20 protein-coding genes and 5 pseudogenes are annotated in these 26,654 nt (G+C 53.7%); 12 read left to right on the top strand and 13 right to left on the bottom strand.

Annotated elements, in window-relative coordinates; all coding sequences use genetic code 11:
• Nucleotides 1-4: 4 nt before the first annotated feature.
• The 7 genes and pseudogenes from SLW74_RS05800 to SLW74_RS05770 form a co-directional block, all read right to left on the bottom strand.
• On the bottom strand, nucleotides 5-868 hold the full coding sequence (locus SLW74_RS05800) for a methyl-accepting chemotaxis protein (RefSeq protein WP_407073271.1): 864 nt from the start codon (nucleotides 866-868) through the stop codon (nucleotides 5-7).
• A pseudogene (locus tag SLW74_RS05795) lies at nucleotides 863-1,645 on the bottom strand (MCP four helix bundle domain-containing protein); the annotation flags it as partial. The pseudogene SLW74_RS05795 and the gene SLW74_RS05800, both read right to left, overlap by 6 nt.
• Nucleotides 1,646-1,805: 160 nt before the next feature.
• Nucleotides 1,806-2,028: pseudogene (locus SLW74_RS05790) on the bottom strand (transposase domain-containing protein); the annotation flags it as partial.
• 92 nt (nucleotides 2,029-2,120) lie between these two features.
• Nucleotides 2,121-3,647, bottom strand: a complete 1,527-nt coding sequence (gene tnpC, locus SLW74_RS05785; RefSeq protein WP_410928349.1) for an IS66 family transposase — start codon at nucleotides 3,645-3,647, stop codon at nucleotides 2,121-2,123.
• A gap of 51 nt (nucleotides 3,648-3,698) precedes the next feature.
• On the bottom strand, nucleotides 3,699-4,034 hold the full coding sequence (gene tnpB / locus SLW74_RS05780; protein WP_044310765.1) for an IS66 family insertion sequence element accessory protein TnpB: 336 nt from the start codon (nucleotides 4,032-4,034) through the stop codon (nucleotides 3,699-3,701).
• A complete protein-coding gene (gene tnpA, locus SLW74_RS05775; RefSeq protein ID WP_410928348.1) occupies nucleotides 4,031-4,348 on the bottom strand; it encodes an IS66-like element accessory protein TnpA in 318 nt (105 codons plus the stop codon). The genes tnpB and tnpA overlap by 4 nt, the downstream gene beginning before the upstream one ends.
• 162 nt (nucleotides 4,349-4,510) lie before the next feature.
• The gene (locus tag SLW74_RS05770) at nucleotides 4,511-4,735 is read right to left on the bottom strand and encodes a DUF6555 family protein (protein ID WP_192174991.1); all 225 of its coding nucleotides are present in this window, start codon (nucleotides 4,733-4,735) and stop codon (nucleotides 4,511-4,513) included.
• Nucleotides 4,736-5,049: 314 nt separating this feature from the next.
• Here SLW74_RS05770 and SLW74_RS05765 point away from each other — a divergent pair, with 314 nt between their 5' ends.
• Together SLW74_RS05765 and SLW74_RS05760 are read left to right on the top strand one after the other, a co-directional pair.
• On the top strand, nucleotides 5,050-8,520 hold the full coding sequence (locus SLW74_RS05765) for a response regulator (RefSeq protein WP_192174992.1): 3,471 nt from the start codon (nucleotides 5,050-5,052) through the stop codon (nucleotides 8,518-8,520).
• Nucleotides 8,521-8,803: 283 nt separating this feature from the next.
• Nucleotides 8,804-9,163, top strand: coding sequence for a response regulator (locus SLW74_RS05760; protein WP_192174993.1), 360 nt, complete (start codon nucleotides 8,804-8,806; stop codon nucleotides 9,161-9,163).
• Between the two features lie 429 nt (nucleotides 9,164-9,592).
• On the opposite strand, the gene SLW74_RS05755 is transcribed toward SLW74_RS05760, so the two are convergent.
• Together SLW74_RS05755 and SLW74_RS05750 are read right to left on the bottom strand one after the other, a co-directional pair.
• Nucleotides 9,593-9,850 (bottom strand): hypothetical protein, encoded by a 258-nt coding sequence (locus SLW74_RS05755; protein WP_192174994.1) that lies wholly within the window; start codon nucleotides 9,848-9,850, stop codon nucleotides 9,593-9,595.
• Nucleotides 9,851-10,062: 212 nt separating this feature from the next.
• Complete coding sequence (locus SLW74_RS05750; protein ID WP_192174995.1) at nucleotides 10,063-12,225, bottom strand: PAS domain-containing protein; 2,163 nt, start codon at nucleotides 12,223-12,225, stop codon at nucleotides 10,063-10,065.
• Between the two features lie 362 nt (nucleotides 12,226-12,587).
• Between SLW74_RS05750 and SLW74_RS05745 the strand changes: the two genes are divergently transcribed.
• From SLW74_RS05745 to SLW74_RS05735, 3 genes are all read left to right on the top strand, one after another.
• Nucleotides 12,588-12,896 (top strand): putative quinol monooxygenase, encoded by a 309-nt coding sequence (locus SLW74_RS05745; RefSeq protein WP_192174996.1) that lies wholly within the window; start codon nucleotides 12,588-12,590, stop codon nucleotides 12,894-12,896.
• A gap of 52 nt (nucleotides 12,897-12,948) precedes the next feature.
• A complete protein-coding gene (locus SLW74_RS05740) occupies nucleotides 12,949-13,317 on the top strand; it encodes a hypothetical protein (protein WP_346631552.1) in 369 nt (122 codons plus the stop codon).
• A 264-nt stretch (nucleotides 13,318-13,581) separates the two neighbouring features.
• Nucleotides 13,582-13,833 carry a hypothetical protein gene (locus SLW74_RS05735; protein ID WP_282372395.1) on the top strand — a complete coding sequence of 84 codons (252 nt, stop codon included), beginning with the start codon at nucleotides 13,582-13,584 and terminating at the stop codon, nucleotides 13,831-13,833.
• A 132-nt stretch (nucleotides 13,834-13,965) separates the two neighbouring features.
• Here the strand turns inward: SLW74_RS05735 and SLW74_RS05730 are convergent, their stop codons facing one another.
• A complete protein-coding gene (locus tag SLW74_RS05730; RefSeq protein WP_244656079.1) occupies nucleotides 13,966-16,188 on the bottom strand; it encodes a putative bifunctional diguanylate cyclase/phosphodiesterase in 2,223 nt (740 codons plus the stop codon).
• Between the two features lie 349 nt (nucleotides 16,189-16,537).
• Here SLW74_RS05730 and SLW74_RS05725 point away from each other — a divergent pair.
• The 4 genes and pseudogenes from SLW74_RS05725 to SLW74_RS05710 form a co-directional block, all read left to right on the top strand.
• Nucleotides 16,538-17,389: pseudogene (locus tag SLW74_RS05725) on the top strand (PAS domain-containing protein); the annotation flags it as partial.
• Between the two features lie 30 nt (nucleotides 17,390-17,419).
• Nucleotides 17,420-17,713: pseudogene (locus SLW74_RS05720) on the top strand (methyl-accepting chemotaxis protein); the annotation flags it as partial.
• 36 nt (nucleotides 17,714-17,749) lie between these two features.
• Nucleotides 17,750-17,926, top strand: a complete 177-nt coding sequence (locus SLW74_RS05715; protein WP_407073279.1) for a hypothetical protein — start codon at nucleotides 17,750-17,752, stop codon at nucleotides 17,924-17,926.
• A 74-nt stretch (nucleotides 17,927-18,000) separates the two neighbouring features.
• Nucleotides 18,001-18,225, top strand: coding sequence for a hypothetical protein (locus tag SLW74_RS05710; RefSeq protein WP_192175169.1), 225 nt, complete (start codon nucleotides 18,001-18,003; stop codon nucleotides 18,223-18,225).
• Nucleotides 18,226-18,355: 130 nt separating this feature from the next.
• Here the strand turns inward: SLW74_RS05710 and SLW74_RS05705 are convergent, their stop codons facing one another.
• Entirely contained in the window at nucleotides 18,356-19,924 is a 1,569-nt protein-coding gene (locus tag SLW74_RS05705) for a diguanylate cyclase (RefSeq protein ID WP_410928347.1), read from the bottom strand.
• A 771-nt stretch (nucleotides 19,925-20,695) separates the two neighbouring features.
• Between SLW74_RS05705 and SLW74_RS05700 the strand changes: the two genes are divergently transcribed.
• The gene (locus tag SLW74_RS05700) at nucleotides 20,696-22,282 is read left to right on the top strand and encodes a putative bifunctional diguanylate cyclase/phosphodiesterase (RefSeq protein WP_410928346.1); all 1,587 of its coding nucleotides are present in this window, start codon (nucleotides 20,696-20,698) and stop codon (nucleotides 22,280-22,282) included.
• Between the two features lie 285 nt (nucleotides 22,283-22,567).
• Here SLW74_RS05700 and SLW74_RS05695 read toward each other — a convergent pair whose 3' ends face one another.
• Entirely contained in the window at nucleotides 22,568-22,834 is a 267-nt protein-coding gene (locus SLW74_RS05695; RefSeq protein WP_065986121.1) for a hypothetical protein, read from the bottom strand.
• 697 nt (nucleotides 22,835-23,531) lie between these two features.
• On the opposite strand from SLW74_RS05695, the gene SLW74_RS05690 reads away from it, so the two are divergent.
• Nucleotides 23,532-23,882, top strand: coding sequence for a hypothetical protein (locus SLW74_RS05690; protein ID WP_065986122.1), 351 nt, complete (start codon nucleotides 23,532-23,534; stop codon nucleotides 23,880-23,882).
• Nucleotides 23,883-23,965: 83 nt separating this feature from the next.
• Here SLW74_RS05690 and SLW74_RS05685 read toward each other — a convergent pair.
• Nucleotides 23,966-24,115, bottom strand: a pseudogene (locus SLW74_RS05685) (integrase); the annotation flags it as partial.
• 108 nt (nucleotides 24,116-24,223) lie between these two features.
• On the opposite strand from SLW74_RS05685, the gene SLW74_RS05680 reads away from it, so the two are divergent.
• The gene (locus SLW74_RS05680) at nucleotides 24,224-26,341 is read left to right on the top strand and encodes a putative bifunctional diguanylate cyclase/phosphodiesterase (protein ID WP_410928345.1); all 2,118 of its coding nucleotides are present in this window, start codon (nucleotides 24,224-24,226) and stop codon (nucleotides 26,339-26,341) included.
• Nucleotides 26,342-26,654 lie beyond the last annotated feature (313 nt).

Raw genomic sequence — 26,654 nt, 5'->3', positions numbered from 1 at the left:
TGACTTACAATCGGAATTGCCCTACCAATGTATTAAACGAAATTGCTAACTGCGATAGCTCGTGACTAGAAGCGCTGGTTTGGTTGGCACCCGCCGCCGTCTGCGTCGATAGGTCCTGAATGTTAACCAGGTTGCGATCCACCTCTCGCGCTACTTGAGCCTGCTCCTCTGCTGCGCTTGCTATCACCAGGTTTTGCTCATTAATCTGGCTGACGCCTTTACTGATCCGCTCTAGTGCCAGGCCGGCTTCAGTGGCAAGTAATTGAGTGCTGCGCACGAGGTTTTGACTTTTCCCCATCGCCTGCACCGCATCGTCAGCCCCGCCACGAACCCTGCTGATCATAGCCTCGATCTCGCCAGTGGATGTCTGGGTACGGTGTGCCAAAGCACGTACTTCGTCGGCCACTACAGCAAAACCACGACCTTGCTCACCAGCACGTGCGGCCTCAATCGCAGCATTAAGAGCAAGCAGGTTGGTCTGCTCAGCAATACCACGGATGACGTCCAATACCTTGGTAATGTCGTAGATCTGTCCGGCCAATGCCTCGACTCGCTTTGTGGAATCAGTAATTTCCTCCGTCACAGTATTGATAGCCGTCACAGCCTGCTGTACCTGCTTCTGCCCTTTTAATGCGTCTTCAGCGGTCTGGCTGGAGATCTGAGAGGTGCTGGCTGCGTTGCGCGCCACTTCTTCCACTGCAGCCGTCATCTCGTTGACCGCAGTAGCAGCTTGTTGGATTTCGTCGTTTTGTCGCACCAGTCCACGCGTGCTGTCCTCTGTAACCGCAGTCAATTCTTCAGCTGCGGAAGCCAGTTGGTTCGAGGCGTCGGCAATTTGCTGCACGGTGTCTTTGAGGTTGCTTTGCATAACGGACAGAGACTGCAACAACTGGCCAGTTTCATCGGTGCCCCGAACCTCGATGGCCTGAGTCAGATCGCCTTTAGCTACGCGGTCTGCACCTTCGACCGATAGGTAAATCGGACGGGTAATCATGCGAGTGACGATCATTCCAAGTACGCCGGCACACAGCATGGCGATCAGGCAGCCCACGATCAGCACCCAAGTCACTTGGTTGTTAGTGCTTTCGCCTGCTTTCGCGACATCGAGAGCTTGGCGAGTGTTGGACTCGATCATGATCTCGATCTCAGCAACGAGTTTGAGGTAAGCCGGTGTAACGCTGTTTGTAGCGAGCCTTCGAGCCTGTTCCATATCGCCACTTTTTAGCGCAGCGAAACCCAAATCCACAGCAGCAATGTAGGCCGGCCAGTCACGTTCGAAATCGTCCCCCGCAGCCCGTTCGTCTGCGTCTAGCGGGGTGGCACGGTAAGTTTTGAATGCAGCTTGAGCCTGGGACTGATTATCGCGGTACGACTGGATAACGGCGTTGATATCGTCAGCGCTGGCGTTCGTAGCTGTCAGCACAATGGCCTTGAAAAAGTCACGGTTGGTGCCAATGGCGTGTGCCTTGATTGCGTCGGTTTTCTGGATCGATACCAGGTTGTTGGTCACAGTATCTTGCAGTTGGCCATACAGCTTGGCGATGCCGGACTGACCCAGTACTGCCACAACAACCGTGATCAACGCGCATAGACCAAATGCAGTTAGCAGCTTGGACTTCAGCTTCAGGCTTCTCAGCCAAGACATAAGGATTACTCATTAGGAGGTAAAAAGGGTTAGGGGCGTCGTTTCCTTGAACAGAATAGCGGCAGGGGCGAAGTAAACTTTAATACTCACAAAGTCATGCACCTTGCTACGATGCACGACGAGGCTTACGTTAAGCGGTGAGGAAAATCCCTCGCGATAGTCAGGCACCTATCCACTTATGCGGTCGCAACAGCCCAATTTTGCTGGTTTGATGTGTCGGTAACCGCGTCAGCACATCTTTCAAATAGGCGTATGGGTCATGCCACTCACGCGCGCTGACTGAATCAAACTCATGATTGTCGCCGCCCGTTTGCCGCTGAGCGGCGACCCAGCGAACAACCAGCTCTACCCCCCATTGCACGCGGCCGGATCAAATTCTCGATCTGAGGTGCTTGTACTTTGGTGGAGCTTTACCGCTGGCACTGATTGAAAACTGACCCAGGGGTAAGCGGCCAGCAAACAAACCTTGCACAGATCAGGCAGGCATCCACTGATGCGGCAGCAGCTGCTCGATCTCGCTGGCCCGCTGCGTCGGCAGCCGCGTCAGCACATCCTTGAGATAAGCATACGGATCATGCCCATTGATGCGCGCCGACTGGATCAGGCTCATGATCGCTGCCGCCCGCTTGCCGCTGCGCAGCGACCCAGCAAACAACCAGTTCGACCGCCCGAGCGCCCATGGCCGGATCAAGTTCTCGATCTGGTTGTTGTCGATGGGCACAGCACCATCTTCCAGGTAGCGCGTCATCGCTACCCAGCGTTTAAGGCTGTAATCCAAGGCCTTTGCCGTAGCCGAGCCCTCGGGCACAAGCTCGCGGTGGGCCAGCATCCACTCATGCAGTTTTTCAGCGATGGGCACGGCTGCTTCCTGGCGTAATCGCCAACGGTCTTCGTCGCTCATGTCCTTGGCGTGTCGCTCGACTTCGTAAAGCCCGCCAATCGAGTGAAGCGCCTGCTCCACCAACGGGCTTTTATTGGCTACATGCAGGTCGAAGAACTTGCGGCGCGCATGCGCCATGCAGCCGATCTCGGTGATGCCCAGCTCAAAGCTGGCCTTGTAGCCGGCAAAGTCATCACAGACCAGCTTGCCGTTCCAGGTGCCCAGGAAGTTACGCGCATGTTCGCCAGCACGGCTGGGGCTGAAGTCGTAGACCACGGCCTTGAGGGCCGAGAATGGCGTAGTGCTGTAGGCCCAGACATAAGCACGGTGGGTTTTTTTCTCGCCGGGCGCCAGCATTTGTACCGGCGTTTCATCGGCGTGAACCACGCGCTGGGCCAGCACCTCTTCGCGCAGCGCATCAACCAGCGGCTGAAGCTGCACGCCGGTTTGGCCCACCCACTGCGCCAGTGTCGAGCGCGGGATGGACAGACCGGCACGGCCGAAGATCTTTTCCTGCCGATACAGCGGCAGGTGGTCGGCGAACTTCGCCACCATCACATGCGCCAGCAGGCCGGCAGTGGGGATGCCCTTGTCGATCACCTGCGCCGGCACCGGGGCCTGGATCAGTGTTTCGCACTGCCGGCAGGCCCATTTTCCACGCACATGCTGTTCGACGGTGAAGACGCCCGGCGTGTAGTCCAGCTTCTCGCTGACATCCTCACCGATGCGCTGAAGCTGGCAGCCGCACGCGCACTGGGTGTTGTCCGGCTCGTGATGAATCACAGTGCGTGGGAACTGCGGTGGCAACGGCGCACGCTTGGGTTGCTGGCGTGGCTCTGCCTGCGCGGGTGCGGGATGAAGGGCTTTTAACTCCGCCTCGATGGCTTCGAGGTCGGTATTGAGCAGGTCATCAAGCAAGCTGCCTTGCGCCGGGCTGATCTGCTCGCTGCGCTTGGCGAACTTGTGCCGTTTAAGGATGGCGATCTCGTGAGTGAGCTGCTCGATAATCGTTTCGTCACGATGGATCTTTCGGCTCTGGGTGTCGACCTTGGACATCAACTGCGCAGCCAGTGTGCGCAGTTGTTCGGGGGGCATTTGGTCGAGATCGGGCAAGGAAGTCATGGGGGTGGATTTTACCAAAGCAGCCCGACTGCTTCAGCTAAAAGGCAACATTTAAAGCAATGTAATTGCGCCGCCCGCACCGACTCGTTGCCAGGGTAATCCCACTACCAGCGCCTGGAGTTGTTCGGAGTCGAGTTCGACCTCCGTTCCACGATGGAGGCCTGGCCAATGAAACTTACCTTGGTTCAAGCGCCGTGCCGCCAGCCAGATACCGACGCCGTCGTGCACCAGGACTTTCATCCGATTGGCCCGACGGTTGGCAAAGAGGTAAGCGCAGTGCGGCTTCGCCGCACCGAACACCGCGACCACTCGGGCCAACGCAGTCTCAGTGCCGGCACGCATGTCCATGGGCTCGGTGGCGAGCCAGATGGCATCGATGCGAATCATTGGGCCAGGCCACGAATGAAACACGCGCAGCCGTCCGGATCCGAGGCTGGCCATTTAACTGTGATGGACTTATCACCCAAAGGCAGCGAGATGATCACCATCTCTTCTGATGCTCGCCTTGGTAACGTTTTTACCGGAACGAAAGCCGGCAGGGTTGCAGACGATTGATCCCGGTAAGTCGATAGCCACTTGCGGATCACGTTGGCGTTTATACCGTGATGGATGGCTACGCTGGAAATCGTCGCTCCGGGTTGCAGGCATTCCTGGACGACCTGAGCTTTGAATGGTTTGGGGTAAGAGCTTCGTTGGCGCATGGAAATCCTGGCGATAAGGGCGATCGCGTCCGCTTAAAATACGCGGACACCATCGCCCTTAATGCTGGAGTTCGGTAGGTGACATCACCGGACGGTTACACCGTATGAGCAGTTTGAGCGGTGCCCGACGGCGCAAACTCCATTCATGGGCGTCTCAAGCTATTAGGCCTGAGACCATTGTACTTCGGCAATTCCATGCCGTTCAGCGAGGGATTTGCTGACAACCTGGACCTTGTCGCGACGGTATTTTGGGATCTGTGCAACCCCTGAGTCTACAGCAGCCCAGTGCCACGCCTCGGCATTGGTCATCGTCTCCGTGTTGACGTAAAAGCTCTTGTACGCGCCGTTATAGATGTAGTCGATTCGATAATGGGCAGATTGTGCCATGGGTTGTTCCTTATCCCGAAAGCTGCGGATTGCGCCTATTCCGAAAGTCGCACGCCACCGTAGTTCCAGCAGCCTGTTTCGGTGGAACAATGTCATCAAGCGCAGCTCGTCTCGACTCATACTCAGGAGCGTCCACCAGTCTCTTGAGATTGCCGCTCAGAGTGTGCCGCCTAGCGCCATGCCAAAGCCGGCACACTGCAATAGACGGAGTCCACACAAGCTTTGCGCATTACACATGGCGGGCAGTAGCCGGACGGTGAGTAATGGCAAATTATCAGATAAGCTTCCCGCCTTCCCCCTGAAGGATTTTCGACATGCCGACTGGAGCTGTTGACGAGCGTAATTTCCGTAAAATTTTGCGACGCAATGTCGCAGCGCCAGTGATGCTTGGCCTTTTTAGTATCTTGCTGTTCGTTTCCTTGATTGCCTATCTTCTCGATCAAATTGACTGGGTCGAGCACACGGATCGTGTGATCAACAATGCCCATGAAACGCAGAAACTCGCCGTGGACATGGAAAGTGGTGTTCGAGGGTATCTTCTTAGCGGTGATGAGCGTTACCTCGATACTTATGAGCTTGCCCGAGTCCGTGTTCCCGGGAATATTAAGGCGCTTCAGGCCTTGGTGTCGGACAATATTTCTCAAGTGGATCGCTTGCAGCGCATCGGAGCGCTGCAAGCGGCCTGGGCAGATCGGGCGCAGCGGATCATTGAAATACGGCGTAGCAACGGCGATGTCGAAAGTATTTTGCGAATGGGTAAAGGCAAGCAGCTCGGTGATGAGATGCGTTCGGAGTTCAGTGACCTGATCGCGATGGAGCAGGGGCTGAGAATATTGCGAACTGAATCGGTACATCGCACGACGTTCATTACGATCAGCACGTTCGTTTTATTCACCTTGGCCGCAAACCTTATTCTTGCCTATTTCGGTCGTAGAGAGCTCATACGGCTTTCCAATTCGTATACCACTATCGTGGACGCCCAAAATCAAAGCAAAACCAGATTGGAGCACGACGCTTGGCTCAAAGACGGACAGAGCCAGCTCGCCCAGCGTGTGCTAGGCGAGCTATCTGCGGATTCGGTTGGAAAAAATGTCCTGGAGTTTTTCGCCGAATACTTGGGCGCTGTGGTCGCTGCCGTTTATGTCCGGCAGCCGTTCGGCGATTTTGTACGCGTGGCGAACTTTGGGTTTTCACGCGAGCAAGCTTCAATGGGCCAGGCATTTCAACTGGGGGAAGGCTTGATCGGAAAAGTTGCTGAGCAAAATCACATCGTTTCGCTGAATGATCTTCCTCCAGATTACCTAAAAGTAAAATCCGGCCTGGGCGATGCCCGACCTACGAGCGTACTAATCGCGCCGGTAGCCAACGATGATGGGGTCAACGGCGTCATTGAGCTGGGTTTCCTAAGAGCTTTGGAACCCAAAGACGCTGAGCTGCTGAAGCTGGTGATGCATGATGTTGGGGTAGCGGTAGAGTCTGCACGGTACCGGCAACGCATTCAGGAAATCCTCGAAGAGACGCAGCAGCTGAACGAAGAGCTTCAGGTGCAACAGGAAGAGCTGCGCACCTCCAATGAAGAACTGGAGCAGCAGTCTCACGTACTGAGAGAATCTCAAGCCAGTCTAGAGGTTCAGCAGGTTGAGCTCGAGCAGACCAACGAGCAGTTGAGCAACCAAGGGCTGGAGCTGGCCCGGCAGCGCGACAGTCTTGATAGGAAAAACGAAGAGCTTCAGCTGGCTCAATCAGAGCTCGAAGCCAGGGCGCAAGAGCTGCAGCGTGCGAGCAGATACAAGTCCGAATTTCTTGCGAACATGTCACATGAGCTGCGCACCCCCCTCAACAGCTCTCTGATTTTATCTAAACTTTTGGCCGATAACGCTGGTGAAAATCTCACGCAGGAACAGGTCAAGTTCGCTGAGTCGATCTATTCTGCGGGCAATGACTTGCTGCATCTGATCAACGACATTCTTGACATTGCGAAGGTCGAAGCGGGCCGATTTGATTTATTTCCCAGCGAAATCAGCACTGCGCGTTTAGTCGAGAATCTGAAAAATACGTTTCAGCCACTCGCGGGCCAGAAAGCGCTCCAATTTTCCGTTGAGTTGCAAGAGGGGGTAGCGCCGATCATATACACGGATCAGCAGCGCTTGGAGCAGGTACTAAAAAACTTGTTGGCCAACGCGATCAAGTTTACGGAGAGCGGTCGTGTGGAGACGACGGTTTCGTCTCAGCCAGGCGGGGGCGTCGCGTTTGCTATATCCGATACAGGCATTGGCATTGCAGCTGATCAAATCGAGCGTGTTTTCGAGGCATTCCATCAAGGAGACGGTTCAATTAACCGGCGTTTTGGCGGCACTGGGTTGGGGTTGTCGATCTCCCGTCAGCTAGCTGAACTGCTGGGGGGGACTATCACCGTGACTAGCGCTCCAGGCAAGGGCAGTGTCTTCACGTTGACGATCCCAGAACGTTTCGATGGCGAGATTCTCCCGGCCATGGTCGTGCAGGCAATTTCAGTAGCGATGCCGGCCTCGCCACCGGCGAGCGATACCCGTGCTTCACTTGCTTCGATCCCCACCTTTGCAGACGATCGCCAATACGCGCCGTTCGACAAGCGCGTGATCCTAGTTGTGGAGGATGACGCACGCTTCGCTCAGGTTCTTTATGATCTTGCTCACGAGCAAGGGTACCAATGTCTGGTGGCCCACGGTGCAGATGAAGGGGTTGAACTGGCATCGAAATTCTTTCCGGATGCCGTTCTTTTGGATATGCGGTTGCCAGATCATTCTGGGCTCACTGTGCTTCACCGCCTGAAAGAAAACGCTGCCACGCGGCATATTCCGGTCCACGTAATATCCGTTGAAGAACGACAGATGACTGCCATGCAGCTTGGCGCTGTCGGTTATGCAGTCAAACCAGCAACGTTGGTCGAACTTAAAGAGGTATTTGCCAGACTGGAGTCAAAACTTGCTCAAAAGGTCAAGCGGGTGCTTCTGGTTGAGGACGATGCCCGCCAGCGCGAGAGCGTAGTCAGATTGATCAGCGACGATGATGTTGAAATCAGCGCGGTGGAGTCGGGGGAAAATGCGCTTGTCCTCCTGCGCCGAGAAGCATTTGACTGCATGATTATCGATCTGGCACTGCCAGACATGACGGGCAACGACTTGCTCAAACACATGTCTATGGAGGCTTTGCCATCTTCGCCGCCGGTGATTGTCTACACAGGGCGATCTCTCACCCGGAAAGAGGAAGCAGAATTACTCCGTTACTCCCAGACGATTATCATCAAAGGGGCACGCTCTCCTGAACGCCTTCTGGATGAAGTGACCTTGTTCCTGCACAAGGTAGAAAATACCCTCTCTAGTGATCGGCAGAAGATGCTGATGGTGGCACGCAACCGCGATAGAGCCTTCGAGGGTCGCACTGTATTGGTAGTGGACGACGATGTTCGAAACATCTTTGCGTTGACCAGCGCCTTGGAGCAAAGGGGGGCTTTGATTGTGGTAGCTCGCAATGGTGTTGAAGCTATTGAGCGACTCCAAGGAGCGGAGCATGTCGATCTTGTGCTCATGGACATCATGATGCCGGAGATGGACGGCTTCGAGGCCACACGGCGTATTCGGCAAAACCCGGTTTGGCGAAAGCTACCCATCATCGCGGTGACTGCCAAAGCAACGAAAGAAGATCAAGACCGATGCTTGGCGGCAGGTGCCAATGATTATCTGGCAAAACCCATTGAGCTTGGGCGACTGTTTTCATTAATTCAGGTGTGGATGCCAAAAATTTAAGAGCTCACGGTCAGGCACTGATGGGAGACTGAACTGACAATCCATGTTCGCTATTAAGTCGCTGCGCCGTCGCAGGCCTAACGTTGGTTAGAGAGGTCGAAGAATCAGCGTGGGGGAGTGGTCTGCTAAAGCCCGCCGGCCCGTGTAGAAATCAATTCCCTTTTTTGCCCCGCTCATCGGAGCGAAGGCTCGATTTCTAGATCGGTGTGTCCAATCAGTTACATGCACTCAAATGCTCAGACATCGCTCAGACAGGTCTGATCGTCACGACAGGAATTACCTCATGAGCATCATCATTCTTGTCGAGGATGAGCAGGACATATTGACCATCATGGTCGAAATTCTGGAAATGGAAGGTCATAGGGTCAGAGCATTCTGCGAGGCAGATTCTGCCTGGAGTCACATTCAGCATAATGGTTTCGATGCAGATCTGCTGATCACTGACCTGAGAATGCCTGGCAGTATCGACGGGCTCGAGCTGGTCCAAAGGCTGCATGACCTGCTACCTCAGGTGCCTGTAGTCGTCGCGTCAGGTTTCCATGCTGCGGTAAACACGTTGGACTATGATCATGTGCACTGGTTGAACAAGCCATTCACCTTGAATCAGCTGCAGGCGATTTGCCAAAAGCTGACCGCACACTGATCAGCTGGATTTGCCCGGAGCCTCGGAAATTTTCTCCAGATAATGCGGTAAGTAAATGCACACTGTCGTTTCCTTCACCCACGCTCGATCAGACGCGCACCTGACCGCCCGATTGCTAGACAAAGTCATCAAGCTCAAGACATCCCTGCGGGCAGAGATTACCGAAGGGGCCCGCTACCCTTGTGGACGCTTGTGCAAGCCAATTTCATTTACATCTGTGCAACTCCAATCGTCGCTTCAGTAACCCTTTTTGACGTCTTTCCAGCTTCTTGGCAAGCGCTGCTAGCTTGGCTTCACCGAACGCAATGGCCTTGGCTTTCGTAAGAAAAAGTTCGTCAACGTGGTAATTGCGGCCCTTGTCAGTGCGGTCATATGAGCTGTTAGCGAATCCCTGACCCACGAGTTCGACCTCCAGCAGCTGAGTGCGACCTATGCAGCAGTCAAACAGAGGTTCAAGTCGAACACTGTTTTCAGTTCTGTCGCGGTTTTATCCAGGCTCTGCAGGACGTGCAGGCTGTTGAACCAGAGGTGTATCTGTTTCTTGAAGCTCAGGTGCACGACCTCTGGATCGAGCGGATTTCCGCCCTCCAGGCACGAGCTCACTGATGCGCAGCGGAATTCAAGTAAACGTTGCAGGCCATGTTCGAAGGTGGTGCCGGGCGCGGGGTGCTCGGCAGTCGGCACCACGACAAATGGCCAGGCCAATTCACGTCTGCGAGCCTTTTCGCGTGGGGCGCTTTGTCGAGCACATAGGCACTAAGCTATTCGCGCTGGCTGTAGAGGTGGCATGTAAGCCCGCTGAGAGCGGCCAGTTATTGACGGCCATGCCTGCTCAACCACGCTTGTGAGTTACCCCTTGGCGCTATGACTTATCAGTTAGGCCATTCGATCAAATGCTTTCACGGTAACTTGGCGTTCTCGACCATTGTGTGGATGCGTAAGCGCATGGTTTCGATGGAGAACGGTTTTGTCAGCACGGCCATACCAGGTGCCAACCGACCACTGCCCAGCACAGAATTTTCCGCATAACCGGTGATAAACAAGACCTTCAGGTCTGGCCTGCAGACGCGACCTGCGTCCACCATTTGACGGCCATTCAGCCCGCCCGGTAGCCCAACGTCACTGATCAGCAGATCGATACGCGCATTTGACTGGAGTACATTCAGCCCTGCTGCGCTGTCACCTGCCTCGATAGCCATGTATCCGAGGTCTTCCAGGATGTCCATGACCAGCATGCGCACCGTTGGCTCATCGTCTACCACCAGCACAGTTTTGCTGTGGTCACTGGGTGTTATGGCGGCACGCTCTGGTTGTTCCACTTCACTTTCCGCTTCTGCATAGTGACGAGGAAGGTACAGGCAGACCGTTGTACCCAGTCCCACTTCGGAATGAATTTTGACCTGTCCTCCCGACTGCTGGGCGAATCCGTAGATCATGGACAGTCCCAGGCCGGTCCCTTTACCAATAGGTTTTGTCGTGAAAAAGGGTTCGAATGCTCGCGCGACCACCTCCGGTGGCATTCCGGATCCGGTGTCCGTTACGCTGAGGGCCAGGTATTGGCCTTCTGGAATTTGATACTGCTTTGCGGTCTTCTCATCGAGGCACCTATTGGCTGTCTCGACGACGATACGGCCGCCTGCAGGCATTGCATCTCGAGCATTGATGCACAGATTCAGCAACGCGTTCTCAAGCTGCGGGACGTCCACTAACGCGACCCACAACCCAGGCATACCTACCACTTCAAATTGAATGCTGGGGCCGACGGTTCGCTGAATCATGTCCTGCAGCTCAACTACCAGCCGATTGATGTCGGTCGGTCGTGGGTCAAGGGTCTGGCGACGCGCAAAAGCCAGTAACCGATGGGTCAAGGCAGAAGCACGCTTTGCGGCCCCCTGTGCTGCGCCTATATAGCGTTCCGCGTCATTGATACGACCTTGCATCATTCGAACCTGCATCAATTCGAGTGACCCAGAAATGCCGGCCAGCAGGTTGTTGAAGTCGTGCGCAAGGCCTCCGGTCAATTGGCCAACCGCCTCCATTTTCTGGGACTGCCGAAGTCTCTCCTGCGCATCCTGCAACTCAGCAGAGCGCTCGGCGACACGTTTCTCCAGATTCTCGTTGAGTGCCTGTAAATCAGCAATGGCGCGGTCGCGTTCTGCTTCAACACTACGGCGACCCTCTACATCCAGCAACACGCCAGGAAAGCCCACCGGTATGCCATCCGCATCGCAATCGACCCGACCGTTTGCTTCCAACCAATAGTAATTGCCGTCTGCTCGCCTGACTCGGTACTGATGAGCGTATCTGCCGCCGCGAGCAATGGCCTGATCAATCGCTTCGATCAGCCCGGGGCGATCATCGGGATGAACCTTCTCTAAGATCTGAGCCAGTGGGATTCCTTCCTTGCCCAAAGCAGCGTCCAAGCCAAACGCCACGGCGAATGCCTCGTCCACCGTAAAACGATCCAGTTTCAGGTCCCATATCCAGCAACCAATGATGGCTCCAGCTGCTAGCGCAAGCTGCACACGTTGCACGTTTTCTTTGGTCAGCGCTTCACTGACCCGCAGCCGTTCTTCGGCGGCCCTTTGCTTGGTGATGTCAATCACAAATCCGGGAAAGCTGGTCCGTACGCCGTGTTCATCGGAGCCGACGCTGCCATGGGCGTCAAGCCAGTAATACCGACCATCAGCGCGCTTGACTCGGTATTGATGTCTATAGGCGCCACCGCGTATCACGGCCTCTGCGATCGCAGTGTCTAATCCTGGTCGGTCCTCTGGGTGAACGTTCTCAAGAACCTCGTTGATGGTCACTTCCTTGTAAACAAGGCTTTCATCAAGCCCAAACGCCTCGGTAAAACCAATATCCACGGAGAAACTGTCCCGGATTGGGTGCCAAGCCCAAGTGCCTACGATTCCGCCTGCCTTGAGCGCAAGGTGTACATGATCGATGCCTCTATTCGCCAAGAGCTCGTATGAGCGTAGACAACGTGTCTCAGCCAGCTGTGATCGCAGACTCTCAACCTCAGAGCGAAGGGTCTCGATTTCCGACGGTTTGTCGGTCATTTCGACTCACCATAGTGGGCCAAATGGTAGGTACTGGAGAGACAGGCACGTCTCTGGAGCGCGAAAACAGTGGTTTTTCTGTTAGCCATGGATGTCACGCGACTGAGGACCAAGAGTGGTTTTTCAGCATGCTACACCAATGGCTTGCGCATCAAATGCTATACGCGTGGGAACCTACAAAGGCTTTTTGGAGTGCCTGCGGTGTGCAGCAGGCTGGCACCTTAAAAAAACCCTTGCCACCTAGCCAATAGGTGCAAAGCGATTTCAATAGCCTCCCTGCTTTTTCTGAATGAATATCTTACGTGGCATGTCTCATGCGCTGACGGCTCCATTCCGGCGCCGGCATTGTCAGGACTCCCCACATGACTTCACCTCTTAACGTCGTAGCGATCATGAAAGCCAAGCCAGGCATGGAAGCGCAATTGAAAAACCTGCTGCAATCAGCCCTGCCGCAATTCCAGCAGGAGCCTGGGTGCCAGGCCTATGCGCTGTTGACGGATATTGAAGACCCCACCCGCTTTGTTTCCTACGAAAGCTGGGACAGTGAAGCGGCACTGCAAGCGCACATGATGGCTCCGACCCTGACAAACGCTATGCCGGTTCTGGAAAATATCCTAGCCGAGCCCATGCAGCAGATTCGCCTTAATCAATTGCCGGGTAGCACCGTCTAGGTCGTGGTATGCCATGCACGCGGGATTGACATCTGATTAAAGAGAATGAGTCATGAAACATATTTTCTTCACTTCGTTGTTTGCTTTTAGCCTGACCGCTGCAGCTGCACAGCAAAGCCTCAATCTTCCAAGCTGTGACATCCAAAACCAACAAGAAATAGCCGGCGAGACCGGAGCGCAGATCAGCGATCCAGGACAAGCACATATGTCAGTAAGAGCCAATGTTCTAAGTGCCGATATCAGTACCTCAAGAAAAGTCCGTCGTATTACCGAGGTTGAAGCACAGCGTATGGTGAAGCGTGTAGAGAACGTCCGGAATGAAACTAATCGGTTCGTCGAGCAGCAGGGTTTCTTGAGCGCGGCAGAGAAAGCTAGTTTTGACCGTGAGTTCGATGCCATTGCGACGCAGCTGTGTAGGTAAGAAAAACTGAACAACGCTCAATCCGGCACGAGTGGGGCTGTGGCCGTAGAAGAATACCGTGATCGTACCCCTAATCGAGCAGGAAAAGCGGCTATTGCGCCTGAGGGCTTGATGGCTGATGGTAACCACGGCGACAAGTCACCCGTTCCACCACCAGCTACACAAATAACCAAAATGTCGCTTCATCCACAAGCCCGCCCCGTGCGGGCTTTGTCAGTAGCAACAGGGCATTATCGGACCTCAGATCGTGCAGGAAAATCAGCCGTGACCAATCTTAGTGAAACGCTTCGTGCAACTGCCAGAAAATGGCGAAATGCTAACCAGGATCACCGTGGCGGCGTCGTGCTGATCTGGCAAGGCGCGGTCTACGGCTGGAAGGACTCCTTGCGTGACGCGAGCGATGAGAGCCCAGGCGTATACGCTGTGAATGAAACAGATCACATTTTCATTGCCGAAGGCGGTGATGAATACAACGGTGCAAAATGCTGGGTAGCGGCTGTTTTTGAAAAAAATTAGTAGGGAAGGTCGATGAGTACGAAAAAGCAATCTGTCCCGTATCCATTCCGACTGGAAGTCAAATGTGGGGTGGCATGTCCGAGCAAGGCTCGGACTTCGTCGGTTGACCTATGGACCGAGCGCCCTGGGCCATCAATCCGAGAGCAGTGCATGCATGTCCTCCGCAAGCAAGGGTGTGCTCAGCAGAATGCCTTGAGCATAAGGACAGCCTAGAATTCTGAGCTGAGCCATCTGGCTTTGCGTCTCTACCCCCTCAGCCACGATTGCCAGATCCAACACCTGGCCCAACGACAAAATACTTTTGACGATGGCAACGCTGCGCTCATGGCTCATCATACGGAAGACGAATGAGCGATCAATTTTGATGACATCAATAGGGTAGCGGTCGATATAGCTCAGGGAGCTGTAGCCCGTGCCGAAATCGTCCAACGCGACGCGAATGCCCTGAGCTCGAAGGGCTACCAGAGTCTGGAGCACAACATCCGGTTCATGCAGAAAGACCGACTCGGTGATCTCTATCTGCAGAGTGCAAGGGTCAAATCCGGTCTCGTTAAGTATATGGGCAACTTGAATAGCGAAGCCCTTGCGGTTCATCTCGACCCCCGACACATTGACGTTGAGCTTGATGGTTTTCTTCGGGAAGCTGTCGCGCCACCTCCTGACCTCACGGCAAGCATTGCGCATTACCCACTGACCAAGCTCGTGAATGACGCCAATGTCCTCTGCCACGCTGATGAAAACATCCGGTGTGACATTTCCCCAGATCGGATGGCGCCATCGGATCAAGGCTTCAACCCCCACGATGGCCTCAGTTTCTACAGAGAAGATCGGTTGGAATACCAGGTAGAACTCATCGGCTGTGATCGCATGCTTGAGCGCGCTTTGCAGCATCAACATGTCGATCGAGGCCTGCCGCATCGACACATCGAAGATCGCAAAGCGACCACGCCCTTGTTTCTTGGCCGAATACATCGCCACATCCGCATCTCGAATCAGGTCCTCAGCTGTATTGTGATGATTATCCAGGGTCGCGATGCCAATGCTGCAGGAGGTAAACAGCGTCTGGCCTTCGATCTCGATGGGTAGGCCAAGCGCTTGTATAATTCGTCCGGCAGTCTCGACAGCCTGTTTCTGGTGGTCTTCGCCAGTAAGTAGAACGGCAAACTCGTCGCCGCCAATCCGCGCAACCACCGCCTCGACGTCAATGGAATAATGCAACCGCTCCGCAACCCGTTTGAGCAATACATCACCAGCGTGATGACCTATGCCGTCATTGACGTATTTGAACCGGTCGAGGTCCATATACAAAACTGTAGCCGTGCTACGGCTGCCGTCGCCCTTTCTACTTAGGGCTTCCTCGATGTGGCTTGTGAAGTACGCCCGGTTCTTGAGTCTTGTGAGTTCATCGTGAAATGCAGCGTAGGACAACTCCTCCTGAATTCTCTCGCGCTCCACCAGCCGTGATTGGAGCGCCACGCGTTCCTCACGATCCATCTGTGCTTGTTGCAATGCCTCCTCAGCTTCTTTTCGCTCAGTGATGTCTCGCTGCACAGACACCCAATGAGTAAACCAGCCGTTCTCGTTTGCCACCGGTACGATGCTCATTTGTACCCAAAATCGAGTCCCGTCGCGTCGTGCGTTGATCAGCTCAACTTCGATGGGTTCCCATCGTTGCAACGACGCTCGCAATTGCCGAAGCGTGTCGCGGTTGCTCTCCTCGCATTGCAATATGCGAGGGGTCTGCCCTATGACCTCTTCGAGGGAAAAACCGGTATTCGCCAGAAACGCCGGATTGCAATAAACGATGCGCGGCCCCGGCATGTCGATGGGCTCGGCCTCTGTAATCAGGATGGCGTCCTTTGAATTGACCACCACCGACTCCAATAAGCGCAGGCGTGCGGCAGAATCATTTACCCGCGTTGGTTGGAGGGCGGCATAGAGGTCGGCAGCGTGAGTTCGCAGAAAGCAGATCTGCGCGGCGCTAAGTCCCTTGCGGGGTAGCGGGACTGTCATCAGCACCACACCAGCAAGACGCTCAGCAGCATCTTTGATAGCAATGCAGACCTGAAAATCGCCGATCCCCCGCTCGAAACCTATAGGGAGAACGGCGTTGCCGACCATAATTTCATTGAGATCGACTACGTCGTCGTAAGACAACACGAATTTCAGCCAGGCATCGATAGCTTTTTCGATCTTAAAGTCTGGCGCGGATCCGTAGGTGGATGCGATGCGCCAGTGCACGCCTTCGTGCAAAACCAAAACGGCGCCTGAACAAGCTTCTAGGCAGGAAGCAGCGCTTACGAAATTATCGAGAGCTGTCTTTTCATCCACGCCGGGGCAAGAATCTGAGGGCATGTGCATTACCTGCAAGCGAGCTTGAAAGTGGTACAGATAAGGCCAATACCAAGTCGATGAGATTGGTTATAGCTGTCTTGCAAGCACCGGGCTATCCCGCTGATTCAGAGGTGGCCGGCCTCTGAACCAACGTGTTCAGTGAAGACGAATCCAGGTTGAATGCAACATGATTTTTAGGGTTCGCTAGCCATGTTTTTGCTCAAGTAAAAACTTGATTGTCCTGTTTAAAACAACTGCACGGCGTGTTACCGAAACGCAGCCATGCCGGTAAAAGCGTTGGCCGGACATTGCATGGTCGCTTGGTCGCTACAACCCACGCCGTCAGCGCTTGTTGCTGAAACTGCCATGCATGCTGCCATTGAGGGGAATACTCAAGGTTTCATTCGTCCCGTCGATAGTATTTTCATCAATGCGAGTGACTGTCATGTTCAATAACCGGTTGAAAAACAGAATCCAGCAGTTGGAAAAACGGCTGGGAGCTCTGGAGCAGGTCAAGGCGACACTGGATCTCGAAACCGTGGCGGTGACGCTGGATGCGGCAGGCGTAATCCTGGAGGTAAATGCTCTGTTCGAAAAAGAGCTGGGATTCACTCAAGCTGAATTGTCCGGTCGGACCCTGCGGGAATTCAGCCCCGCTGAGCTGCACGGTGATGTCCATCAGCGCCGCGCTTTGGAGGCAATTACCAAGGGCAAGCATTACAGCGGTACCTTGCGCCTGTGCAGTCGTGAGGGTCGTCATGTCTGGCTGCGGGCAATGGTTATACCTTTCGCCGGTGAGAGCGGACGGGTCGAACGCATCGTTTTGTATTGCAGCGTGCTGACCAGGACCATTGAGGCCTCAAGGGAGAATGAAGCGTTGGTGGGGGCCCTGATGCGCTCCACTGCCGTCATCGAGTTTTCTCTGGATGGGGTAGTCCTGACGGCCAATCAGAATTTTCTGCACGCCATGGGCTATTCATTGCCCCAAATCCAAGGCCAGCATCACCGGATCTTTTGCCTGCCATCTGATGTCGGTTCAACAGAATATGAGCAGTTTTGGCAGACCCTGCGACAGGGCTCGTACGTCGCCGGGAGGTTTTGCCGATTGGATAAATCTAACCGGGAGGTCTGGCTCGAGGCTTCCTACAATCCGATCGTAGATGCCAACGGCAAGCTGTACAAGATAGCCAAACTCGCTACCGTAATCACTGACCAGGTCAACCGTGAGCGCGCCATATCAGAGGCGGCCGGCATGGCCCACGATACGTCTGTTCAAACAGACGCCAGTGCACAGCAAGGCCGCGGAGTTATCCAGAATACCGTTACAACCCTCAACACGCTTTCGGCGTTGATGGAAGATGCGGCGCATGGCATTGAGGCTCTGGATGCCCAGAGCCAGGAAATCGGCACCATTGTCAAAACCATTGGCAGCATCGCGGACCAGACCAACCTGTTGGCCTTGAACGCAGCAATCGAAGCAGCACGCGCCGGAGAGCAGGGCCGGGGATTTGCTGTAGTCGCTGACGAGGTCAGGCAACTGGCCCTTTGAACCACTCAGGCAACGGCAGAGATTGTTGAGGTCGTGAAAAAGAATCAGATCCTCGCTTCCACTGCGGTGGACATGATCGGAAAAAGTAAGCAGCAGGCCGGTACGGCGCTGGAGTTGGCAAGCGAGGCGGACGAGGTGATCAAGGACATTCAGCAGAGTGCCAACAGTGTGGTAGCAGCCGTTGAGCAGTTCTCGGGCCAAGCCAGATAGTGATGGATTTAAAATCAGGCTTGCCCAGCAATTCGCATTTACCACTCGGTTATGCGCGATATCCAGGTGATCCTATGCTCGATGCTCTCAAACAATCCATTCGTACTCTGCACCTGGCTCACTGGGCCAGCCTTGAAGATGAATGTGATGCATTACTCATCAGGATTGAGCAAGCTCGAAGAACAGGTGTTGTGACTGACGAGCAGGCCATGCAGTTGGTCTATGATGTCCGAAACGAACGCTCACGTTGCTTTCGCAGCGTGAATCGTTGCCGCATCAAGGGCTCCGCTTCAAGTTGATTTTCCTTTGACCCCAATTCGCCAGGTGCGGCTTTTCGAGACAGGACCGACGACTGAATGAGCGATCCTCGTTCAATTCAGCTGCCGCAGTTGTGGTTGATCTTCTTCTCAAGTATGCCCTGATGCTCGGCTATCGAGACAGGTCGATAACGTTTGTCTGATGCAGCCGGTAAGTATCAGGCATTGACTGACCCTCTACAGCATTGCGACCTTTGCTTTTAGCGAGATAGAGAAGTCGATCTGCTTCTGCCAGGGCGGCTGTATAGGAATCCTTTGCAGGTGAATTGATCGCCACCACGCCGCAACTGATCGTTAAGATGCCCAGCGAGCTGCCGGCGTGATCAATGAGTGCATTGGCGATGGACAACCTGACATTTTCGGCGACGCTAAAAGCGCCGGCCAGATTCGTCTCAGGCAGCAGGACCACAAATTCCTCCCCACCATACCGTGCGGCAAGATCGCCCGGACGATTGACGCAGGTCCCGATGATTTCTGCCACCTGCCTCAGGCAGTCGTCACCCTGCAGATGGCCATAGTGGTCGTTGTATTGTTTGAACCAGTCAATGTCCAACAGGATAAGCGCTATGGTTGAGTTATTTCGCCTGGCCCGCCCCCACTCCTGCTGCAAGGTAGCATCGAAACGCCGTCTGTTGGCCAGATGTGTCAGGCTATCAGTCTGAGCGATAATCTCCATTTCATTTCTGGCGACGTTCAGCTCACCCTCCGCGGTGATTAGCTGCTGGATCTGCCGGTATAACAGAATGCCCAGCAAGCACAGAGCCAACGTGATCATGCCGATCAAAGCCATGGATCTGTACGCATAAGCCCACCAGGGCGCGAAGACATGTTGGTACGACACACCTGCAGCTGCAACGATGGGTAGGCCGGACACCCGTCGATAGGCATATATCCTTTCCACGCCATCCACCACAGACTTGATTACGGCAGTGCCATTGTCGCTGTATGGCAGATAGCGGGTAAATATATCCCCCCTGGCCACATTGGTCGTCATCAGTGCAGTCAATGTTGGCCGGCGAGCCAGCAGATCACCATTGTTCAATGCGAGAAAGATAACGCCTTTGTCGTCTACATCCATTCGCTCGAAGAACGCTTGAAAACATGCGACCGGGACCGTCGCCAAGGCGACACCTGCAAACTCCCTATCAGGAGTATTGATACGCCGACTGATCGGGATAACCATATCTCCCGTATTGCGGCTTTTTACAATTGAGCCAACATGAATTGATTCATCGGTGTGGTCGCGGTGATAGGCAAAATAGGCGCGGTCGCCGTTGTTTTTTTCCTGCACACTGTGCGCAAAGGAATTGGCGACCCACTGACCTTGGGCATCGTAGATAAACAGCCCTTGAAGTCCTTCCACGTTTATCACGTCCTGAGCCATCAGCTTCGTCAGTCGTAACAACTGTTCTCCCGCTACACCATCGTGTCCCACACGCTCAACAAGATCGCGCAGCGTATTGTCAGCCTGGCGTATTGTGTCCTGAGCTTGCTGTTCAGCAGCTAGAACAATGTTTGAAACTGCAATTTTGGCATTAGCGATGCGCTCAAGCCTGGATTGATTCATCTGCCACGCTGTAGCAAGCATCAACGATAAACATACAAGCGCGATGAAGCCAATCAGCGCCCTGGTGAGCGCCGAGGGTGAAAGCCTCGGTAAGGTAAAATATGGAGGCTTCATAGGTTGTCATCAAATTGGCGGTCAAATGGCCTATGCAGTTTTTGTACCCGAGCTGCGTGGACTGGCGCCGAGCTAGCATCTCCAGGCCATCGCGGTGGACCGAGGTAGCAGAACCAATTTCGCTTTGGCGTCGACTAAATCGAAGGACGGAGTCATGCCGCGACCGCCCAAACATGACCCTCCGCCAGCGGCAAGCCGCCAAGACTGAGCTACGAATAGTACCGAGCTACGAAGAGCGCCTTGGCTAGAGTCAGAGGATCCAAACCTAAACCTGCCCGCCGAGTGCGCTGCTCTGAGGGAGATACTCAAGGTTTCCCTCGTCCCGTCGATAGCATTTCATGACAATGCGAGTGTCCGGGATGTCCATCTGCCGGTCACAAACGAGAATCCTGCAAGGAGAAAAGCCGATGAGGACTCTTGAGCAAGTCAAGAGTGAATCGGGATCTTGGACCCATGGCGGTTAGTTGGACGCAGCAGTGCCGATCAACCATTGTGTGGAAGCTGCGACGGGCGCTGTCTGATGCTTAATAAAGAGCGGGTCGGCTGGGTGGCCTGCCCACAAGGCGCAGTATCTCAGGGCAAACTAATGGGCCGTACGCTATTTCGGCGATAGCGCCAACCCCCGTTGGCATGCCCATAAAGATGAAGCTCCCTAGAAAAAGCAATCTTTTCTATTGAATGAATAAACAGGTTCTATAACCGACGCCATGGCCTTATGGGAAGATGGCCATCTGATATTACGTGCTGCTAGCTTGGCCTGTGAGGCTGCCCATGACCTATTTACGCTTACCCAGTCCATACCGTCTGATACAGCTACTTTTTCTCACCCTGCTTACCGTCATGGCCCTTTCCATTCTCTGGGAGTTTGAGCTGAAGGCATGGGTGATGCGGGGGCTTGGCCTTCATTATGACGGCATTTTTGAGGAAGGAGAAAGGTTACGTTTCGTACTGACATCTACGGGTTTTTCACTAATCGCCTTGATCGGGCCGGGAGTGATGCTCATGAAGATGATCAGTAATGCCCGACGCAATTACCTTCAACTCGAAGGGTTGCAGTCCCATACAGAGAAGCTGGCAAGGTACGACTCACTCAGCGGCCTGCTCAATCGGCGTGCCTTTATGGAGCTTGTAAACGAGCAACTCGCTCAGCTGGAACCTGTGATTGTGATGCTGATCGACCTTGACTATTTCAAGGCGGTTAACGATCAGCGCGGGCATGCAACGGGTGACGCAGTGCTCATTGAGGTAGCAAAACGACTGGAGGAGATTGCAATCAAGTACGGCTGCATCGCTTCGCGTCTAGGAGGCGATGAATTCTGCGTCGTATTTACCAGCCGTAGAGAGGAACGCGAGCTGGGCCTCATTGCCGCAGATGTGATTTCGCGAATAGGGGCCCCTATGCTCGAGAAGCTTCGACCCTTCCGACAGGGAGCTACAGTTGGCATCTCTCGTTCGTGGGTCGACGCTACCGAAACCTCAGCGCTATTGCACTGCGCAGATGTAGCAATGTACAGGGGTAAGGTTACGGGTCGTTCAACCTACCATTTTTACGAAACAGAGCATGGGCTCCAATATCAGGCTCAAATCGATGAAGACGCTGCGCTTAAACAGGCAGTGGAACTGAATGAGATCGTTCCATTCTATCAGCCTATTGTTGCACTGCCTTCTCAGGAAGTCGTCGGATTTGAGATCTTGGCCAGATGGCTCAAGCCAGATGGGAGCACTGGGATGCCTGCTGATTTTATTCCAGCGCTTGAACGCCTAGGGTTGATCCCCATGATGACTCAATCTCTCGTTAAGCAAGCTTGTAACGCTGCCAGGGATTGGGACGATCACCTTCATCTTTCGCTGAACGTCAGTGCAGCAATGATCACCGATGAGCTTTTTCCTGATCGGTTCCTGGAGCAGTTGCGCCATGAGCAGTTTCCATTTGACCGCTTTGAGGTCGAAATAACCGAAGAGGCCTTGGTCGGCAATATCGAAGCGGCCGAGCGCAACCTGAACAGACTTCACGCACATGGCATCACAGTGGCACTTGATGACTTCGGCACTGGCTACTCAGGTCTTTATCATTTGACACGTTTGTCCATTGATAAAATCAAGATAGACCGATCTTTTTTTGAGATCGGTAAGACTGATCATCGTCCAATGGTAGAAGCCATTTTAGGGATGGCACGTAGCCTGAATATGAAAGTAACCGCGGAAGGCATCGAGGATTTTCACTCACCCTCCCTTCCATCTTGGCTGGCCAGCAATGGGTGTAATTATGCTCAGGGGTATCACTACGGTCGGCCCCAGGCTCACGTTTCACGCTCCGTCGCTGGAGTTCCTGATTCAACAGTTCTATCGCGGGTGTAGTTGGTCAAGCAGCAAAACTGCTGACATTTCACCTTGACTCAGCTGCAAGCCATCTGCCACAAGCTGACCGCGCACTGATCAACTGGATTTGCCCGGAACTTGGGAGTTTCCTCCAGATACCGCAGCAGGTGAATGCAGACTGTCGTGGTCTCAACCACGTCCGACCAGATGCGCACCTGACCGCCCGATTGCTAGAAAAAGCCATCAAGCTCAAGATATCTCTCCGGTCAGAGACTACCAAAGGGCCCCGCTATCTACCCTTGCGGATGCTTGTGCAAGACAATTTCATTTGCATCTTTGCAACTCCAATCGTCGCTTCAGTAACCCTCTTTGACGTCTTTCCAGCTCCTTGGCAAGCGCTGCAAGCTTGGCTTCACCGAACGCAATGGCCCTGGCTTTCGTAAGAAAAAGTTCGTCAACGTGGTAATTGCGGCCCTTGTCAGTGCGGTCATATGCGCTGTTAGCGAATCCCTGGTCCACGAGTTCGACCTCCAGCAACTGAAAATTCCGTGTCAGCAGCCATGCGGTGTAGGGGTAGGTTCTGTCGCTCATCGAAGTATTGGTCACCACAATTGATCGCTATATAGATAAAAGCATAGCGAGATGTGTTGCTACAACAACCTCATGCACGTAGGGCAGGGCAGGCAGGCGACATGTCTGGATCTGTAGGCAAGAAACATCAAGGAAGGAGCCCGCCAGGGGAGGCAGGAAGGCCTGGCGGGCTAGGTCTCGTACTGCTAAGGCCCGATAACGCTATAGATCACTCTAGGGTAGTGAGGCGTTATGGCGGAGAGCTGCCCTCCCTTAGGTCGTTTCGGGTCGTGGTGAGCTCGCATCTCCAGGGCACACTACCAACACTGAAGCATTCCGTTTAGCTTACTCCGTTGGGAGCCTGCATGACTTGCGGGACTTTCCTGGCCAGATCTGTCGGAATGTTAGGCTTGGAGATGACGTCATAATCAATACCCCCAGCGTCAGTTGCAGACTCTTGCCTTCAATGAATGAATGCATTTTGAAATCGCATCCCGACAGGAACGACAGCATCATTGGTAGCGTCGTGGCAGTCTGCCTGCAGGCGATTGCAGCTGCTGTCCAGCACTGTCCCAAGGTTCCTATAGTTGACGCCAGGTCGCACTCTGGAATAGAGCCCCAAAAGGTCAATCTTTCTGAAGCCAGCGCCGCACTCGGTATGGGTCGGTCAGTGAAACGTTAGACTTGCCCGAAAAATGACCCATCAAAGGAGTCAAACGTGTTTGTGATCCCGCTGGACCTCGGCGCAAGTGAAGCGATGCAAGCCATGATGGTCTATTCCAATGTGCTGTACCCACAGCGTGTTCGGTACTTTTTCTACATCTGCAAAGAACAGCTTCAAGGTCGCTGCAGAAAGGATCTGGTCATGCGCCTCGACAAGGTCATGGACGTGGCCCTAGTGCAGAGCGGGGAATGGCACAGCCGACTGACGATGGTGTTGCGCGAAGCGCTCGAGCTGGGCGCCCTGCACAGGGCCGACCACGATTTCTTCTTGGCGCAATTGGGCCACTGCACCCCTAGGAGGCACGAAAAACCCCCGATTCGGGGGTTGCAGCGAACCGGCAATTGATCACCAGGCGTCTCATGACATCTGTCATGTGGGACGTACCTACTCTCGACTAAACATGAATCGCTCACGACGGTTACAGTAATAGCCAAACCGCGATGTTTGAGCTGGGCGCGCCCAGCGAGCACGTGCGTTCGGGTCACCGCACGAAACTCATCGGTCAAAGCCAGATCGACAAACTCTCAAAAGCCTTCCAGGTCATTTTGATAGGCACGGCTTGTCCGGGGATTGTCCAGCTCGAATTAGTCACGATCATTGGCGGTGTCTTCAGTCAGTTTCGCGAAATGTGCACCCGGACGGTCAGTTGATCGACGAGATCTCAACTAGGCTCGTTTTCACAGGAGATGAATCGGGAGATCACCGCCGGGCAGATTCCAGTGGCTCGACACCCGCAGCAAGGTAGAATGGTGGCTTATAGCCATGACAAGGCCTCATTAGTGCATGCTGTGGAATTTTCTATGTTAGACGCTAGCCAGATTGAACGAGAACTCGAGAAAACAACTAGCGCTGCACGCTTCTCTGAGCAATTGGAGCTACGTTATCAGAGCGATATCCATACTACCCGCCGGCACCACCTGATTCTGTGCTTGATCTTGGGAGGTTTCACATTCGGTAGTTTTTCACTATGGATGGTCATCATAAATCCGAAGGATTTGGTATCAGCAATTTTGCAGATGGTCGGAACATGTGTACCAAGCACTCTACTGGGTGTGTTGCTTCTAAAGAAGTTATCGGAGCACTGGAGAGAATACGTCTCCATGTTGCCCTCATACACCGGATTTATAGCCGCTTACAACGTAGTAATTAACGGTGAACAACCTGTTTCGGGTGAGCAGTCACTGTTCATGTTTTGTTGGCCACTGATGCTTATTTATGTCAATACGTGCATGAAAAGCCCTTTTAATATTGCTTTGATATACAACATATTTTGCTTAGCCATCACAGCTTGGGGTGTGCATACAGCCCCGATTTCCCTGAGTGCTGGCGGCTTGATAATGACCGCTATAGGATCCTCATCTTTTTTCTCATTGCTCGGCAACTACTGGTCCAACGCCGAAGCCAGACGAAGTTACCTGTATTGGCTACGTGAGGAAACCAGAGCCTCTAGTCTCACAGATGCCAATAGTGACTTGCAACGCCTTTCAGAGACCGACTCGCTGACCGGTCTGGCTAACCGTAGGCACATACAACCGCAACTGGATGCGCTTACGGCAAAGCATTTGGATGGACAGTCCGAGGGCGCATTATTTTTGATCGATATAGACCATTTCAAACGCTTTAACGACCATTATGGACATCTTATGGGCGATGAGTGCTTGAGAGCTGTTGCCACGGCTCTGGGCAGTTGCTTCATTTCGCCTTGCGCCGTAGCACGATTCGGCGGTGAAGAGTTCATTGCCGTTTTGCCAGATACCTCTCATGATGAGGCCCGCAGGATCGCTCACCACGTATTGCAAACCATACGTGAACTAAACATCGCCCATCTGGGACGTACAGACGGCATCTCGGTCATCACTGTCAGCATCGGATTAGCGCACAGTGCGAGTAGTGCGCTAACCGATAGCACCTCACTTCTGGATCAGGCTGACAAAGCTCTGTATCGAGCTAAAAGAGGTGGCCGCAATCGTCTAGAGGATACGGGATTTATTTTTTCTCAAAACGATGAGTCGCTTCTAACCCCGGAGGATATCCGAGAGGCGTTAGCAACAGACCAATTCGACCTGCACTTCCAACCGCTGTATCAACTCGAACCTTATCAGCTCACTGGATACGAAAGCCTTATTCGCTGGCTGCATCCCAAGCTCGGAAATGTGCCACCTGATTTATTCATCGCAATGGCAGAACGCAGCGGGCTGATTAATGCTGTAGGTGACTGGGTTTTGGATAAATCCTGTGAAGCGGCCAGCCGCTGGCATGACGCTGTCAACATATCAGTGAACCTTTCACCTATACAGCTTGCCAACACAGATTTTCCGATGAAAGTGGCGGGTGCATTACTTAAACATGGTCTCGCGAGCCATCGGCTAATATTGGAAGTAACCGAAGGCGTGCCTCTGCGTATAAATGATCAACTATTGAGTACAGTTTCCGGTCTCTGCAACTTGGGCGTACGACTGGCTCTGGACGATTTCGGTCAAGGTCATGCCAACTTGGCTTATTTACTGAAGCTTCCATTCCATTGTTTGAAGGTTGACCGTCAGGTACTCAGAATTGAAAACAAAGCCCAACGCGAGGAGGTGTTGACGGCCCTTTTGAAACTGGGGCATGCATTTGATCTCAAAGTGTTAGCGGAAGGCGTTGAGACTGCTCAGGATCTCGAGTTGTTGCGTACTCTAGGCTATGACCATGCGCAAGGGTATTATCTTGGACGTCCTCAACCGAATACATTTTCTTGTGACTCGTTACCCCCCACGCAGTCGCTGGCGCCCCATTGTCATCTTCATATAGTGTTAGGTAACTGACTGAACTTACTGCTAAGATTATTAGTCGACGTTCTCGATAATCTAAAGTCCGCTCCTTTTGCTACCCCACATACTGTTGTATCGGATGCCAAATAGAGAGTGCAACCGCCGGATCACTTAGGAAGTGGTTCTTGTGTTCAGCCGCCTCAGCCTACTCGCTAGGCACTTTGCCGTGGATTTGCGGTGTGCGAATGGACCACGTGGTAGCGTATCGGGCCTGATCTGAACGTTTGGCACTACGAGTACTCCGTTCATCAGGTAAAGCGTATGTTGAACTAAGATTGTGCCATGCAGATCAATAGGTTATTGATAA

Source organism: Pseudomonas sp. W5-36 (genome assembly GCF_046540455.1).
GTDB classification, from domain to species: Bacteria; Pseudomonadota; Gammaproteobacteria; order Pseudomonadales; family Pseudomonadaceae; genus Aquipseudomonas; species Aquipseudomonas graminis_B.
Note: the sequence above shows the minus strand (reverse complement) of the source record. Positions and strands in the feature narration are given on the sequence as shown.